The sequence below is a fragment of the Promineifilum sp. (SeqCode) genome, assembly GCF_041918635.1.
Taxonomy (GTDB): domain Bacteria; phylum Chloroflexota; class Anaerolineae; order Promineifilales; family Promineifilaceae; genus Promineifilum.
Window position 1 is genome coordinate 1 of the sequence record NZ_JAYRVJ010000216.1, and the last position, 15,699, is coordinate 15,699.

The window sequence follows — 15,699 nt, forward strand, 5'->3', positions numbered from 1 at the left end:
CTATTTAGACCATGGCGCGACGACGCCGGTAGACCCCCGTGTCGTGGCGGCGATGGCCCCCTACTGGAGCGAAACCTACGGCAACCCATCGTCGCACCACCGGACGGGCGTACTGGCCGCGCGCGCCGTAGAGTCGGCGCGTGAGACGGTGGCCGGGCTGTTGAACGTCGAACCGGAAGCGGTCATCTTCACCGGCTGCGGCTCGGAGAGCAATAACCTGGCCCTGCGCGGGGCCATGCTGGCGGCGCGCGCCGCCGGCCGCGGCAATCATCTCATCACCTGCGCCATCGAGCACAGCGCCGTGTTGGAGACCGCCCGCCAACTGCGCGATCACTTCGGCTTCGACCTGACCATCGTGCCGGTCGATGCGTCCGGCTGCGTCCGTCTGCCGGACGTTGAGGCGGCCCTGCGGCCCGATACCGTCCTGATCAGCATTATGGCCGCCAATAACGAGATCGGCGCGGTGCAGCCGTGGGCGGAGATAGGCGCGCTGGCCCGCGCGCGGGGCGTGCTCTACCACACCGACGCCGTGCAATTGGCCGCCGCCCGGCGCTGGAACCTGAACGCCGAGCCGGTAGACCTGATGACGCTGGCCCCGCACAAGTTCTATGGGCCGAAGGGCGTCGGCATCCTGATCGTGCGGCCGGGCGTCGCACTGCTGCCCACGCTGACCGGTGGCGGCCACGAGGGCGGGCTGCGGGCCGGCACAACCAACGTACCCCTGGTCGTCGGCGCGGCCGAGGCTTTCCGCCTGGCAATGGCCGAGCGCGAGGCGCGGTTGGCCCACGTACTCCCCCTGCGCGACCGCCTACTGACCGAGCTACCGGCCGCCTTGCCGGACCGGTGCGCCGTCACCGGTCACCCGACCGAGCGGCTGCCTCACCACGCCAGCTTCGCCTTTCGCGGGTTGAGCGGCAACGACTTGCTGATGTACCTGGACATGGCCGGCATCGCCGCCAGCAGCGGCTCCGCCTGTCACAGCGGCAGTCCCAAGCCTTCGGCCGTCCTGGAGGCGCTCGGCCTCGGCCCCGACTGGACGACGGGCGGTCTGCGGCTGACCCTGGGCCGGCAAAACACGGCCGCCGACATCGATCGGGTTATCGACGCGCTGCTTCGCACCGTTGACCGGCTCAACGCGCTGGAGAGCGGCCTTGCCGCGCCGGCCTGATCCGGCCAGAGCGCACGCCCCATGACCATGTCTCCAGCCAACCACACGCCATCCGCCCCGCCGCGGGTCGTCGTCGCCATGAGTGGCGGCGTCGATAGCTCGGTGGCCGCTGCTCTGCTGGTCGCACAGGGGTATGACGTGACCGGCATTATGATGCGGTTGTGGAGCGAGCCGGGCAGCGGCCCGGCCGGCCCAGCCAACCGCTGCTGCACGCCCGACCAGATGAGCGATGCTCGGCGCGTGGCCGACCGCCTGGGCATCCCGTTCTACGTCATCGACGTGCAAGAGCGCTTCCGCCAGACCATCGTGCAGTTCTTCATTGACGAGCACGAGGCCGGCCGGACGCCCAATCCGTGTGTGGAGTGCAATCGGCAGATTCGCTTCGACCATCTGCTGCAACACGCGCTGGCGCTGGGCGCGGACTATTTGGCGACCGGCCACTATGCCCGCGTGCGCGCCGGGGCCGCCGGCTACCAGCTATTGCAGGGCCTCGACGCGCACAAGGATCAATCGTACGTGCTGCACACCCTGAATCAGGCGCAACTGGCCCACGTGCTGTTCCCGATCGGCGAATATACCAAAGAGCAGGTGCGCCAGTTGGCCCGCGAGCATGGCCTGAAGGTGGCAGCCAAGCCGGAGAGCCAGGACTTGTGCTTTCTGAAGGATGGCGATTACCGGCGCTTCCTGCGCGAATACAGCCTGACCGTGCAACAGCCAGGGCCAATTGTGACCGAAGAGGGGCGTACGTTGGGTCAGCATGAAGGGCTGGCCTTCTACACCATCGGCCAGCGCAAGGGACTGGGCATCGCCGCGCCCGAGCCGCTGTTCGTGCTGGGCAAGGACGCCGCCCGGAACGCGCTCATCGTCGGCCCGCGCGAGCGGTTGGGGCAGCAAGACGTGGTCGTGCGCGGCGTCAACTGGATCGCCGGCGCCTCGCCGGTCAGCCCCATCGCGGCCCAGGTCAAGATTCGCTACAAGGCCGAACCGGCTGCGGCGACCGTCACCCCCGATGGTTCCGGCGGCGCGGGCGTCCGCCTCGACGAGCCGGTGTATGGCGTAACGCCGGGGCAGGCCGCTGTCTTTTATAGCGGCGAGGTCTGTCTGGGCGGTGGGCTTATCAGCGGGGTGGCGGCCGCGTCAGAAAACCTTTTCAGGAGCTTGGGAGAACGCAAAGAGCCATGATCACCATTCCCGGCGCGGCGTCGGCGCTGGTGCTGGGCTTTCTGTTAGCCAGCATTTACGGCGCGGCCTTCCATCTGGTTTTCGGCGGCCCGGCCAAGCACATCCTGCTCTACCTGGGCGCGGCCTGGCTGGGCTTCTTCATCGGCCAGTTCGTGGGCGACTTCATGAACTTCGAGTTGTTGAAGCTAGGCAAGATCCACCTGGTTAGCGCCAGCCTGGGCGCGTGGGCCTTGCTAGGGGCCGCCCACTGGCTGACCGGGCAAGATGCCGTTCGCCATTGAGAAAGCCACCCTTTCCTGCTATACTGTAGTGTTGGGCAACCCATGGGGTTTAAGCGATGAGCAATGCACAGATACCGGCAACGCCGGCCACTTCCGAGACAACCGTCCGGCGCGAATGGCTGATTCCGCCCGTCTACGTAGTCGTTGGGGTCGTCGTGACACTGATCCTGGCGGCTGTCATGATCGCCGGGCTGGTCTATCTAGCCAATAACTACGCCGACACCATCCTGATCATCCGCGATATTTTCATCATCGCCCTCGGGCTGATGTCGTGCCTGTCCGGCATTGTGCTCATCTTGCTGCTCATCACGATCGTCCGGTTGGTCAACATGCTTGAGTTCGAGTTAAAGCCGATCCTGCTCAAGACGAACGAGACCCTGGGAACCATTCGCGGCACGACGATGTTTGTCAGCGAGAACGTCGTGCGGCCGATGACGACGGCCAGCAGCTACGTGGCCGGCATCCGGCGCGGGGTGACGACCCTCTTCGGCAATCCCCGGCGCAATCTCGGCAAGTAGCGAACGATAGGAGAAATGAAACATGAACGAACAAGAGAGTGATCTGGGCTCTTTTCTGGCCGGTTTTATCATCGGCGCGCTCGTGGGCGCGGCCACGGCGCTCATCCTGGCGCCCCAATCGGGCCAGACCACACGCGAGCAATTGACCGGCTTTAGCGCCGATCTCCGTCATGCCAGCAGCGAACGCATCGACCAGGTGCGTCACTCAGCCGATAGCTACAGCCGCGAATACCGAGACAAGGCCACCTCGCTTTTCTCTGATGCGCGCAGCCGGGCGCAACACCTGACCGACCAGGTGCAGGAACAGACGCGCATCGTCTTGGACGCGGGCCGAGAAGCGGCTGAACGCGGCGCGGCCGGCGTCGATAACTCGCACGGCGACAGTTTGCCCGGCTCCGCGGCCAGTTAGCCACGTCGCGATCCGCGAGGTCGCGACCCACCAACCGAAAAACGTTATCCGTTCAGTACTATAGCGCTGGCTGCCTATCGGGTTGGAACCCGGCGCAGCCAGACGTCTTCCAAAACACGGAAGGACGGGCGTCAGGCCATGATTCAGGCTGTGAAAAACGCCCTGGGTGACTTACTGAAAAGTCTGCCCGGGAGTCGTCATAACGATAAGAGTCAGGAGCGTCTGGGGGCGGCTCTCCTGTTTGCCACGGAAGCCCACGGCGAGCAGCAGCGGCCGTCGGGCGAGACGTACCTGGATCATGGCCGCAACGTGCTGTCGGCTCTGTCCGAGTTGGGTGTTGATGACCTCGACGCGCTGACGGCGGCGCTGCTCCACGACGTGCTGCTACCCCATACGGCGGTAACCGAAGCGACCTTGACTCAGCAGTTTGGCCGCGACGTGACGGGGCTGGTCAAGGGCGTCAAGGCGCTCGACGATCATGCCAAGCGCGCCAGCCGCAACAAACCCGCGGCTGAGCTTACGCTCGAGGTGCAGCACGACCGCCGCACCCTGGAAGCCATCCGGCGCGCCCTACTCTCGATCATCGAGGGCGACATCCGCATCATCCTCATTCGCATGGCCGACTGCCTGCAAGACCTGCGGCGCGCCAGCAACATGCCCAGCGAGATGCAGCGCGAGATTGCCTATGAGGCGCTCCACATCTACGCGCCGCTGGCCAACCGGCTGGGCATCTGGCAATTCAAATGGCAGCTGGAAGATTTGGCCTTCCGCTATCTGGAGCCGGAGAAGTACCGCGAGATCGCCCGCTATTTGGATGAAAAGCGGGAAGTACGGGCGCTGCGGATAGAAAAGGCAGCCACGCGCTTGCGCCAGGAACTCAGGAAGCAGGGGTTGAAGGCGCAGGTGAGCGGGCGGCCAAAGCACGCTTATTCCATCTACCGCAAGATGTTGCGCAAAGAACTGGACTTCGAACAGATCTACGACATCCAGGCCCTGCGCGTCATCGTGGAACCGTCGCCGGCCATCGCCCACCAGGCGCTGAACAGCAAAGTGCGCAAAGACACCGCCCCGGAGGAAGCCTACGCGCTGCTGAATAGCAAAGCCCGCGACGACGTCGACCGCGCCGTCTGCTACCAGGCGCTCAGCGCGGTGCACAACCTGTGGCAGCCCCTTCGCGGCGAGTTCGATGACTACATCGGCTCCCCCAAATCCAACGGCTACCGGTCGCTGCACACGGCGGTCATCGACGGCGAGACGGGCCAGAAGCTCGAAGTGCAAATCCGCACGCCGCGGATGCACGAGGAGGCGGAGCGCGGCGTAGCGGCGCACTGGGCCTATAAGGAGCAGGGCGCCGAGGTCAGCGTCTCATCCCAGAAGCGCATCCAGGGTCTGCGCGAACTTCTGGCGACAGTCAAAGAGGCGGAGGATGAGCCTGGCGGTCTGTCCCTGCCCGACTTCGCCAGACTGGAAGAGCGCATCCATGTCTTCACGCCCAAGGGGGATGTGATCGACCTGCCGGCCGGTTCAACGCCCATCGACTTCGCCTACCAGATTCACACTGAGTTGGGCCACCGCCTGCAAGGGGCGCGCGTCAACGGCAAGATGGTGGCGCTCGACTACCGCTTGAAGTCGGGTGACAAGGTGGAGATCATCGCGCCCAAGCCCGACAGCTTCAAACGCAGCGGCCCCAAGCGCGACTGGATGAACCCCACTCTGGGCTACACGGGTAGCGCCCGGACGCGCAGCAAGATTCGCCAATGGTTCCGGCAGCAGGAACGCGAGCAGAATATCCAGCAGGGACGCGAGCTGATCGCCCGCGAACTGAAGCGGCTGGCCTTGCTGGAGGTGTTCGACGTGGAGGACATCGCCGAAGCGCTTAAATTCGATGACGTGGACGAATTCCTGTGCCGCGTCGGCTTCGGCGACATCCAGACAGTGCAGATCACTGGGGCCATCGCCGCCATGCAGCAAACCCTGCGAGCAGAGGACGACGAACTGCTGCCGCTGCTGGCCCCCCGGCAGAAAGGACTGACGGTGCGCGGCGTGGGTGGCCTCCACACGCGGCTGGCGGGTTGCTGCCACCCCATCGCGCCAGAACCCATCATTGGTTACATCACCCGCGGCCAGGGCGTGACCATCCACCGGCAAGACTGTAAAGAGGTCGAGGCCATCACCGACCGGGAGCGGCTCATTGACGTGGCCTGGGGCGTGGGGGCCAAGACACACCCGGTTCCCGTCATGGTGACGGCCTACCGGCGCGGCGGTCTGATCGAAGACGTGGTCAGCACGTTGCGCGGCCAGCAGATCAGCGTGCCCAAGACAAAACTGATCACCGACGAGAAGGCCATGACCATGACCATCTATCTGGTGGCCGAGGTAGTCGATCTGGAGCAACTCAACTGGCTGCTGACGAAACTGGCGAACCTGCCCAATGTCATCGAGGTGCGGCGGCAGAAATGGGTATGAGCGAAGTTGATTACGAAGTATGCGGGGGAACAGAGGGCAGGGGAGCGGGGGCGTAGAACAAAACGACAGACAATGATTAGAAAGACGTGGCCGGGCCGGACACGACGACGCCCAGTTCATCTAGCTGCAGCACCGTTGCCTCGCCCTCCGCTTGCAAGCGCAGTTCCCACGTGCGCAGGTCAAAGTGAAAGGTCTCGACGCGCTCGCGCCCCTCTTCCTGCGTGACCAACTCGCCCCAGACGGCCGCGTCATCACGCCCATGCAGCCTCACCTTCGCGCCGCGCCAGCGGCAGTAGTACACCAGCGGCCCCACTCTATTCACTAGCTCCTATAACGTTAGGGGCCAGGTTCCAGGGGCTGGAGAAGTACCACGCTTCCCCTAGCACCTAGCCCCTAGCCCCTCTCTTCGAGCGCCTCATACTGCTCGAAGATACGCCGGTAAGCGGGCGATTGGGTCATGAGCGACTCGTGATCGCCGACCGCCTCCAGCCGCCCCTTGCGCAAGACGATCACCACGTCGGCCCAGCGAATCTGCGACAGGCGATGGGTAATCAGGAATGTCGTGCGGTTCTCGGCCGCGTGGCGAATGGCCCGCTGAATCTGATCTTCGGTCGCGCTATCGACGGCGCTGGTAGAGTCGTCCAGGATAAGGATGTGCGGATGGGTCAGGAAGGCGCGCGCCAGCGCCAAGCGCTGCCGCTGGCCGCCGGACAGAGTGACGCCACGCCCGCCGACCACCGTCTCGTACCCATCCTGGAAGCCGGTGATGAAGTCGTGAGCCTGGGCGGCGCGGGCCGCGGCCTCAATGTCCTCCGGCGTGGCGTCGGGCGCGCCGAAGGCGATATTGTCAGCGATGCTGCGCGAGAAGAGAAAGATGTCCTGCTCAATAATCGAGATTTGTCGCCGCAGCGCCGCCAGCCCCCAATCGCGCACGTCGACGCCATCCACCAGCACCCGCCCTTCGCGGGCATCGTAGGTACGATTGATCAACTTGGTCAGCGTGCTCTTGCCCGCGCCGGTTTGGCCGACCACGGCCACGGTCTGCCCGGGCTGGACGGTGAAGCTGATGTCCTGCAATACATCCACCCCCGGCACATAGCCGAAGGAGACGCCCTCAAAGCGCACCTCACCGCGAATCGTCCCGGCGTACCCCTCCGGGTTTTCGTCCAGATTGGTTTCGGCGTTGATCAATTCCAGGATGCGCCGCGCGCCGGCCATGCCCAGCGACACGCGCGAGTAGGCCATTAACGAGATGAAGGTCGGGAAGCCGAACAGCGCCAGCAGCCCCATGTAGGCAACCACGTCGCCCACCTGGATGCGCCCGGCTTGCAGCAACAACAGGGCGTGGGTGAAGCCCATCCCCTCGGTGATGCCGAGCAGCAAGAGCGGCAAAAACTTGGCCTCTTCGCGCCCCTGAGCGACGGTGGCATCGCGATAGGCGCGGGCGTTGTCCTTAAAGCGGCCGATTTCCGCCTCCTCCTGCGCCGCCCCCTTGACCATCTCCACCCCGTCCAGCGCCTCGGCCAGCCGGGCGTTCATCTCGCCGAAGGACAGCCGCACCCGGTCGGAGATGTGCGATAGGACGTTCATGTAGCGGGCCAGGGCCAGCACGTAGGTGACGATGAAGAACAGCGGCGCGGCCACCAGTTGCCAATCGTAACGCGGGGCCAGCAGCAGGGGCATGATCATGAAGTTGGCCGAGCCGACGACCAGGTTGATGCCGGGGTTCATCATCAGGTTCAGCTCGCGCACGTCGTTGGTGGCGCGAGCCATGGTGTCACCCACCGGCTGCAAGTCGTGGAAGGTCATACTCTTAGCCAGCAGGCTGGCGTAAAGCTCCTGACGGGTGTCGCGCTCCAGCCGCTCGCCAATGACCGAACTGGCGAAGTTGCGCCCCAGTTGGAGGAATGAGCGCACCGTCTGGCTGATGACGATGCCCAGCGCGGCCCAGCCGATGACGCTCAGGTCGGGCGGCGTTGCCAGCGCCGCGTCGAAGGCCATGCCGATGAAGATCGGCATGAGCGCCGCCCCCGCCGCGTTGCCGAAAGCGCCGACGAGCATCACCAGGAACAGCCCCCAGTGTCGCGCGATGTGGGACACAACCCAACGCCCGGCCGAGCGGCGGTTCGATGGCTTGGAACTGTCTACCGCAAATTCACCCATAGATCGTCCGTGGTACGGGATTCTTATCCCGTGTCTTCGCAGGTTAGGAAACCCGCGCCACAGGATTATGCCACACTCTCGCGCGTGGGCACGCTCGCCGAAGTAGCCCATCCGCGCCGGATTGGCTACCATTACAGGGTTGGTTTCCCTCCACTGGGGGATGCTATTCTCATTACCGACGAACAAGGCAGCTACCCATGCAACAAAACGTCGTCTCCCGCCACGCTCGGCCTGGTTTCTTATCTCTCTCACTGTTCGTACTGGCGCTGCTCCTCCTGTTCGGTCTTTTGCCGCCCGCGGCGCGCGGCGAACCGAACGGCACGACCACCACCAGCCTCAGCGCACTCAACGGCCCCAACGGCTATCGCCTGGCCGGCCGCGTGCCCGGCGACGAGGCGGGCCGGGCGCTGAAAAACGCCGGCGACGTGAATGGCGACGGCCTGGATGATTTCATCATCGGCGCCAGCGCGGCCGATCCCAACGGTAAGCAGGGCGCGGGCGAGGCCTACGTCGTCTTTGGCGGCGCGACCAATCCCACGGCGCTCTCGCTGGACGACCTCAACGGGACGAACGGTTTCCGGCTGGTGGGCGCGGGCTTTAACGACCAGTCAGGCGAGTCCGTCAGCGGTGGCGGCGACGTGAACCGCGATGGCTATGTCGACCTGCTCATCGGCGCGCCAGGGCTTGACCCAAACGAAGTGCCGGAGGCCGGCGGGGCCTACCTCGTGTTCGGCGCGCCCGCCTTCCCGGCGCAAATCGCTCTGGACAGCCTGAACGGCGCGAACGGCGTCCGCCTGAACGGGGCCGCCGAGGACAACCGCGCCGGAACGAGCGTCGGCGCGGCCGGCGACCTGAACGGCGACGGCTACGGCGACGTGATGGTCGGCGCGCCAGACGCGACGGTGAACGGCCAGGAGGGCGTTGGGCTGGCCTACGTCGTCTTTGGCCGGCCGACCTTTGACGCGCAACTCGAACTGGTCGCGCTCAACGGCAACGGCGGCTTTTCCATCAGCGGCATCGCCGTAGAGGGATATGCCGGCAACGTCGTCGGCGCGGCCGGCGACGTGAACGGCGACGGCTATGACGACGCGCTTGTCGCCACCTGGAAAAGCGACCGGGGCGCAGCCGATGAGAGCGGCGCGGTCTACGTTATCTATGGCGGCCCCACGCTGCCGGCCCAACTGAGCCTGGGAAACATTAACGGCGGCAACGGCTTCCGGCTGGACGGCGTCGCCGCCGGCGATAGCGCGGGTCGCTCGGCCGCCGCGGCCGGGGATGTGAACGGCGACGGTCGCGACGACGTGATCATCGGCGCGCCCTATGCCGGCAACCACCAGGGTGCGGCCTACGTCGTCCTGGGCCGCGCTGCCTTCCCGGCCGCCGTCGGGCTGGAAACGCTCAACGGCGTGACCGGCTTCCGGCTGGTCGGCGACGAGGCCACAGGCGAGGCGGGCACGGCCGTGGGCGCAGCCGACGTGAACGGCGACGGCTTGAGCGACCTGCTGGTGGGCGCATCGACAGCGGGGACGGGTAGCCGGCGCTTTGCAGGCAAGAGTTACGCCGTGTTTGGCCGTGCCGAGTTCGAGGCGACCATCAGCCTAACCGGGCTGGCGGTCAACGTCGGGCTTCAGTTCGACGGCGCGGGGGCGGGCGACCAATCGGGCCAGGCGATCAGCGGTGCGGGCGACGTGAACGGCGACGGGTTCGACGAGTTTCTCATCGGCGCGCCGAAGGGCGGCATGGGGCCGGGCAACAAGCCCGGTTTCGCCTATCTGGTGCAGGGCGGGCCAACGCTGGGCGCGCCCCTGCCGGTGACCAAGCAGGGCGGGCCGGGCGACGATATCCTGACGGGCACACCGGCCCGCGACGTGATCCTGGGCGGGCGAGGCGCGGATCGCATCGACGGCGCGGCCGGCGACGACGCGCTGAAGGGTGGCGCCGGCGCAGACTGGCTAGAAGGTGGGCCGGGCGCGGATCTATTGGTCGGCGGCAATGGCCCGGACACGGCCTCCTTCGCCGCCTCGCCCGCCGGAGTCGCGGTCAATCTGTTCATCAGCACGGTCGGCGGCGGCGACGCGGCCGGCGACCGGTTGCGCTCCATCGAACACCTGCTCGGCTCGGCGCTGGGCGACACGCTGACCGGTGACGCGGCCGACAACCGGCTTGACGGCGGCCCCGGCGACGATGCGCTGACCGGCGGGCGAGGCGACGACGTCTTCTCCTATGCTCCCGGCCGCGGCAACGACACCATCCACGGCTTCGCGCCGGGGGCGCAGAGCGAGGATGTGCTCGACTTCACCGCATACCCGGCCATCCGGAGCGCCGGCGATCTTGGCATCGTCCAACAGGGGGCGGACGCGCTACTCACGCTGCCCGGCGGCGAGACGATCCGGCTGGCCGGCGTGGCGGCCAGCGCGCTACGCAGCGATGACTACCGCTTTGCCGGTGCGCCGCTGGCCCGCGCCGACCAATACACCACACCGCTCAACACGCCGCTAAGCGTGGCCGCGCCGGGCGTGCTAGGTAACGACGAGAACCCGACCGGCGCGCCGCTGACGGCCGTGCTGGTCGCCGCCCCGGCCCATGGCGCGGCGACGCTGCAAGCCAACGGCGCGTTCATCTACACCCCGGCGACCGGCTACGTGGGCGAGGACAGTTTCACCTACCGCGCCCACAACGGCCAGGAGTCCAACGTCGCCCGCGTCGCCATCGATGTAACGCTTGTGCCGCCGACGGCCGTCGCCGACAGCTTCAGCGTCAAATTGGGCGAGACGCTGACCGTGGCCGCCCCCGGCGTGTTGGGTAACGACCAGAACCCGGGCGGCGCGACCCTGCAGGCGACGCTGGTCGAGGAGCCGGTACACGGCGCGCTGGCGCTGGATGAGGATGGCAGTTTCGTGTACACCCCCCAGACAGACGCGGCCACGCAGGATAGCTTCACCTATCGGGCCGACAACGGCTTGCCTTCCGACGCGGCCACCGTCACCATCCACATCCTCGACCCGGACGGGCCGGCGGTCGCGGTTGATGACGCCTACGAAACGGCGGCCGGGAAGAGCCTGACTATCGGCGCGCCAGGCGTGTTGGGCAATGACGTCAATCCCCTGCCGGGAGCGATGACGGCCCGGCTCGCCGCCGCGCCGCAGCACGGGACAGTGACGTTAAAGAGTGATGGCGGCTTCACCTACACGCCGCAAGCTAACTACCAGGGACAGGATCACTTCACCTATCAGGCCGGCAACGGGCAGTGGTCGGACGCGGCCACAGTGACGATCACTGTGACGCGGTCAGGGTATCGGGTGGTGTTGCCGGTTCTCTTGAGGCCTTAGGAAGAGCGGGGGGCAGGGGCGCGGGGGAGCGGGGGAGAACATACTTTCATGGTTTGCAGGGTAGGGCAGCGTGTAAGATCACCCCTGCTCCCCCGCGCCCCTGCCCCCCTGCTCTCCCGGCCTATACAGGAGACGCGACTCGCCCCGCAGCGCGTCCCACACGTCGCCCAGCGAGTCGGCCAGCGCCACCGGCCGGCCTAACTGGTCGGCCACGTCCTGGGGCGAGAGGTCATCGAGGGCGATTACATCGGGGTGGTCGAACATCACCCGTGGCAGCACAACCAGGTCGCCCAGAGCAGACACTTGATCGTTCTGTGTCCCCTGCTCCCCCGCTCTTCCTCCCCCCAACTGCCGCACCACATCCCCCGCCATCAACAGCCCGGCCACGGTGATCGTGTCGCCCAGCCGCTCATTGACGATGGGCACGACCGCGACCTCGTAGCCGGTCAGGGCAGCAAACTCGGCCGCCTTCTCGCGCAGCGTTGGCGCGAACAACGTCGCCGTCGCCATCGTCACCGAACGTATGCTGCCATCTCCCCTGCCCCCCTGCTCCCGGAGAATCTCCTCCTGCAACACCGCCCACTCATCCAGGAAAGCGCGCACCATCCCCAGGCCGTTCTCGTGCAACTCCTGGCCGTCATACGCCTCCAGCGGGGGAACCTCGCGACCGGTCACCAAATACCACTCATCGGTCAGATAGGCAAAGCGCACGCCGAAGCGCTCCAGGAAAACCGCTTGCAGCCTTTCGACGTAGTCCAGCGTGACCGCCGCCTCGTCCGGCGCGTGGGGCCGCATATGGTACTTATGGTGGCGCGTCAGGCCGACGGGCACGACGCTGATCGACAGCACCCCGCCCCGCTCGTAGTCAGGCGATTCATCGCCGTTCCCCGCCATCCGGCCCGGCCACAATTGAGCCAGTTCGCGGATCGACCGCTCCAGCCATTCTCCATCGTTGAAACCGGGGACAATGACCAACTGCGTGTGAATCTCAATATGTCGCTCGGCCAGCCAGCGTAGTTGCTCCATGATGTCCGGCGCGGTCGGGTTGCGCAGAAAGCGGCGGCGCAACTCAGTGTCGGTGACATGGACGGAGATGTAAAGCGGCGACAGGCGCATCGTCTCGATACGTTGCCAGTCGTGGTCGCTCAGGTTGGTCAGGGTGACGAAGTGGCCGAACAGAAAGGAGTAGCGGTAGTCGTCGTCCTTAATGTACAGCGTGCGGCGGAAGCGCGGGGCCATCTGCAGGACGAAGCAGAACTCGCACAGGTTGTTGCAGCGGCGGATGTCCACGTCAAACGTCGGGTGGGCGAACTCCAGGCCGAGCGACTGGTCGTAATCGCGCTCCGCCTCGAAGAGCAGGTACTCGTCGCCGCGGCGGACGAGCAATTCCAGTTCTTCATCGGCGGCGTAGAACTGTACGTCAATGACATCCTCGACGGTCTGGCCGTTGATCGCCAGCAACTCGTCGCCGGGCCGCAGGCCGACAGCCTCGGCGACGCTGCCCGGCTCAATGCCGACGACGCGCCCGCCGGCAAACGCAGAGAGGTCGATCTCTTGGAACAGCGCCATCAGATCGTCTCCTCCCCCGACGCATGGACAACGCTCTGACCAACCCCCTGGTTCCCCGGCTCCCCTGCCCCCCCGCTCCCCTGCTCAACAACACCGGCGATAGTGCTCTGAAGAAGCGCCAGAACCTCCCGCAACACCACCTCCGCCGGCCGATCGGTCGTGTCTATGATGACGGCGTCGTGGGCCGGCCGCAGGGGCGAGTGCCGGCGGTTGCTGTCGGTGCGGTCGCGGTGGATGACGTTCGCCAGAATGGCGTCGTAGTCCGCGGGCAACCCCTGGCGCTGCCGATCGAGCAGCCGGCGGCGGGCGCGCTCCTGGGCGCTGGCGGTGATGTAAAGCTTGAGCGGGGCGTCGGGCATGACCACCGTGCCGATGTCGCGACCGACCATGACGATGTGCCCCCGCCGGCTGATGGCTCGTTGCCGCCGCACCATCTCGGCCCGTACGGCGGGATAGGTGGACACCTGCGAGACGGCGGCGTCCACGTCCGGCCGGCGCACCACCCAGGTTACGTCCTCGCCGTCGAGGAGGACGGTGCAATGGCGGCCGTCCGTCTCCTCGGCCGGCGAGGCGAAGTCGAGTTCGATGTCGTGGGCCACGGCGGCCACGGCGGCCTCGTCGTCGGGCGAGATGCCGCGCCGCAAAGCGGCCAGCGTTACGGCGCGGTACATGGAGCCAGTATCCAGGAAAAGGTAACCCAGGCGCTGAGCAAGCATATAGCCGACGGTTGATTTGCCGGAGGCAGCCGGCCCGTCAATGGTGATCACGTCAGGTAAAAGATCGGATTGCACGTTGTTCCTTAATTTTGAGCAGCAAGAGCCTCAAGCCAGAGCACCCTCTTCCCTAATCCCTGGTCCCTATCCTCCGCAATTGGCGCACTTCCTCTTCGCTCAGAAAGCGCCACTGCCCCGGCTCCAGATCGCCCAGTGTGATCGGGCCGATGCGCTCGCGGAGGAGCCGGCGCACGGGATGGCCGAGCGAGGCGGCGACACGGCGGATCTGCCGCTTGCGCCCCTCGCGCAGGACGATGCGCAGGCGGGTGTGGTCGGCGCGCTGTTCGATGACCTCGATGGGCGCGGGCGCGGTGATGCGCTCATCCAGCATGACCCCACGCCGCCACTGTTCCAGAACGCTATCGGACACCCGCCCCTCAACCGTCACGTCGTAGACCTTCTCGTGCCCATAGCGCGGGTGGGTCAGCCGGTGGGCCAACTGGCCGTCGTTGGTCATGAGCATCAGCCCCTCGCTGGGCTTGTCCAGCCGCCCGACGGGGTAGATGTGGGCGGCCGTCCCCTCGGCCGTGTTGAGTTCAACCAGGTCGCGCACCGTGGCGCGCCCCTCTTCAAGCTCATCCTCCAGCGACGAGATGACGCCGCGCGGTTTGTTGAGGGCGATGTAGACGAACTGGTCGCGTCCCGCTTCAGAAAGCGGGCGGCCATCCACTTCTGGAGGGAAGGAATCGGAAAGAGGCAGCGGCCGCCCGTCCACCTCGATGCGGTCGACCGCCGGGTCGGCTTTGTCGCCCAGCTTGGCGACCTGGCCGTTGACCGTCACCCGTCCCTCGGCGATGATCACTTCGGCAGCGCGGCGCGAGCCGAGGTTGGCACGCGCCATGAGTTTCTGGAGTCGTTCGGCCATCGCGTGTTTAAGACCTGACAGGGCTTAGTAAACTTGTCAGGTCTGCTTACTCCTCTTCGTCCGCCAGGCGCGGCATTTCCTCTAGCGCGTTCAGCCCGAACGCCTGCAAAAAGTCGGGCGTCGTGCCGTAAAGGATGGGCCGGCCCGGCTTCTCCAGGCGGCCGACTTCCTCGACCAGCCCCTTGCTCAACAATGAGCGCAGCGCGCCATCGGAATTGACGCCGCGCACCTGGTCAATTTGGGGCCGGGTGGCAGGCTGCATGTAGGCGACGATCGCCAGCACTTCCAGCGCCGCCTGGCTCAGCCGCGACGTCACTTCCAGCCCCAGAAAGCGCTCGATGGTCGCGCTGGCTTCGGCCGCCGTAGTCAACTGCACCATGCCGCCACTCCACTGCAAGCGCAGGCCGCGCCCGGCGTAGTCGGCTTCCAGCGACCGCAACAACTCCTGCACGGCGCCCGGCGTCGTGTCCAGCGCCGCCGCCAGCCGCGCCGCCGACACGGGGCCGCTGGCGACGAACAGCACGCTCTCCAGCAGCGCCGGCAGGCTCAGGGTTGACCCGTTTGTGGGCAGCTCGTGGGTGTTCATTGTCTCGTGAGCGTCGGGCTCGTTGCTCCTGAGCCGGCGGGACGCCGGCGATCCGATAGGGGGGACAACCGGCCGTCTAGCGGGTATGATAATAACACATACTCCGACGAATGGAATGGTAACATGAACGAGACAATACAGTATGCCCGGCAGCGACAGGCCGAACACCTCGGCGAACTAATTGAGTTCCTGCGCATCCCCAGCGTCAGCACTGAGCCGGCGCACGATCGGGACACGGCCGCCGCGGCTGGCTGGCTGGCGCGCCACATGGAGGCCGCCGGCCTGGAGAACGTTCGCGTCATCGAGACGGAGCACCACCCGCTGGTCTACGCCGACTGGTTGCACGCCGGGCCGGCCGCGCCCACCGTGCTGATCTACGGCCACTACGAC

13 protein-coding genes and 1 pseudogene are annotated in these 15,699 nt (G+C 66.2%); 8 read left to right on the plus strand and 6 right to left on the minus strand.

The genetic code is table 11. The annotated features are described in order from the left end of the window. The 6 genes from ACE3UY_RS07390 to ACE3UY_RS07415 all read left to right on the plus strand — a co-directional run. A partial coding sequence (locus tag ACE3UY_RS07390) for a cysteine desulfurase family protein (protein ID WP_374686899.1) occupies positions 1-1,168 on the plus strand: 1,168 nt, incomplete at its 5' end. A gap of 21 nt (positions 1,169-1,189) precedes the next feature. Beyond that, positions 1,190-2,350, plus strand: coding sequence for a tRNA 2-thiouridine(34) synthase MnmA (gene mnmA / locus ACE3UY_RS07395; protein ID WP_374686900.1), 1,161 nt, complete (start codon positions 1,190-1,192; stop codon positions 2,348-2,350). Beyond that, positions 2,347-2,631 carry a hypothetical protein gene (locus ACE3UY_RS07400; RefSeq protein ID WP_374686901.1) on the plus strand — a complete coding sequence of 95 codons (285 nt, stop codon included), beginning with the start codon at positions 2,347-2,349 and terminating at the stop codon, positions 2,629-2,631. The genes mnmA and ACE3UY_RS07400 overlap by 4 nt, the downstream gene beginning before the upstream one ends. Before the next feature lie 56 nt (positions 2,632-2,687). Beyond that, complete coding sequence (locus ACE3UY_RS07405; protein WP_374686902.1) at positions 2,688-3,149, plus strand: hypothetical protein; 462 nt, start codon at positions 2,688-2,690, stop codon at positions 3,147-3,149. Positions 3,150-3,171: 22 nt separating this feature from the next. Further along, complete coding sequence (locus ACE3UY_RS07410; RefSeq protein WP_374686903.1) at positions 3,172-3,558, plus strand: YtxH domain-containing protein; 387 nt, start codon at positions 3,172-3,174, stop codon at positions 3,556-3,558. Between the two features lie 150 nt (positions 3,559-3,708). Next, positions 3,709-6,024, plus strand: coding sequence for a bifunctional (p)ppGpp synthetase/guanosine-3',5'-bis(diphosphate) 3'-pyrophosphohydrolase (locus tag ACE3UY_RS07415; RefSeq protein WP_374686904.1), 2,316 nt, complete (start codon positions 3,709-3,711; stop codon positions 6,022-6,024). Positions 6,025-6,100: 76 nt separating this feature from the next. Here ACE3UY_RS07415 and ACE3UY_RS07420 read toward each other — a convergent pair whose 3' ends face one another. Both ACE3UY_RS07420 and ACE3UY_RS07425 read right to left on the minus strand, forming a co-directional pair. Beyond that, on the minus strand, positions 6,101-6,337 hold the full coding sequence (locus tag ACE3UY_RS07420; protein WP_374686905.1) for a hypothetical protein: 237 nt from the start codon (positions 6,335-6,337) through the stop codon (positions 6,101-6,103). An 80-nt stretch (positions 6,338-6,417) separates the two neighbouring features. Next, the gene (locus ACE3UY_RS07425; protein ID WP_374686906.1) at positions 6,418-8,187 is read right to left on the minus strand and encodes an ABC transporter ATP-binding protein; all 1,770 of its coding nucleotides are present in this window, start codon (positions 8,185-8,187) and stop codon (positions 6,418-6,420) included. Positions 8,188-8,384: 197 nt separating this feature from the next. Here ACE3UY_RS07425 and ACE3UY_RS07430 point away from each other — a divergent pair, with 197 nt between their 5' ends. Further along, on the plus strand, positions 8,385-11,516 hold the full coding sequence (locus tag ACE3UY_RS07430) for an Ig-like domain-containing protein (protein WP_374686907.1): 3,132 nt from the start codon (positions 8,385-8,387) through the stop codon (positions 11,514-11,516). 78 nt (positions 11,517-11,594) lie between these two features. On the opposite strand, the gene ACE3UY_RS07435 is transcribed toward ACE3UY_RS07430, so the two are convergent. From ACE3UY_RS07435 to scpB, 4 genes are read right to left on the minus strand one after another with little or no spacing between them, the layout of a single operon-like run. Beyond that, the gene (locus ACE3UY_RS07435) at positions 11,595-13,085 is read right to left on the minus strand and encodes a DUF512 domain-containing protein (RefSeq protein WP_374686908.1); all 1,491 of its coding nucleotides are present in this window, start codon (positions 13,083-13,085) and stop codon (positions 11,595-11,597) included. Next, the gene (gene cmk, locus ACE3UY_RS07440; protein WP_374686909.1) at positions 13,085-13,876 is read right to left on the minus strand and encodes a (d)CMP kinase; all 792 of its coding nucleotides are present in this window, start codon (positions 13,874-13,876) and stop codon (positions 13,085-13,087) included. Before cmk ends, ACE3UY_RS07435 begins: the two co-directional genes overlap by 1 nt. Positions 13,877-13,928: 52 nt before the next feature. Further along, complete coding sequence (locus ACE3UY_RS07445; RefSeq protein WP_374686910.1) at positions 13,929-14,723, minus strand: pseudouridine synthase; 795 nt, start codon at positions 14,721-14,723, stop codon at positions 13,929-13,931. Between the two features lie 46 nt (positions 14,724-14,769). Further along, positions 14,770-15,309 (minus strand): SMC-Scp complex subunit ScpB, encoded by a 540-nt coding sequence (gene scpB / locus ACE3UY_RS07450; RefSeq protein WP_374686911.1) that lies wholly within the window; start codon positions 15,307-15,309, stop codon positions 14,770-14,772. A gap of 123 nt (positions 15,310-15,432) precedes the next feature. On the opposite strand from scpB, the pseudogene ACE3UY_RS07455 reads away from it, so the two are divergent. Then, positions 15,433-15,699, plus strand: a pseudogene (locus ACE3UY_RS07455) (peptidase M20); the annotation flags it as partial.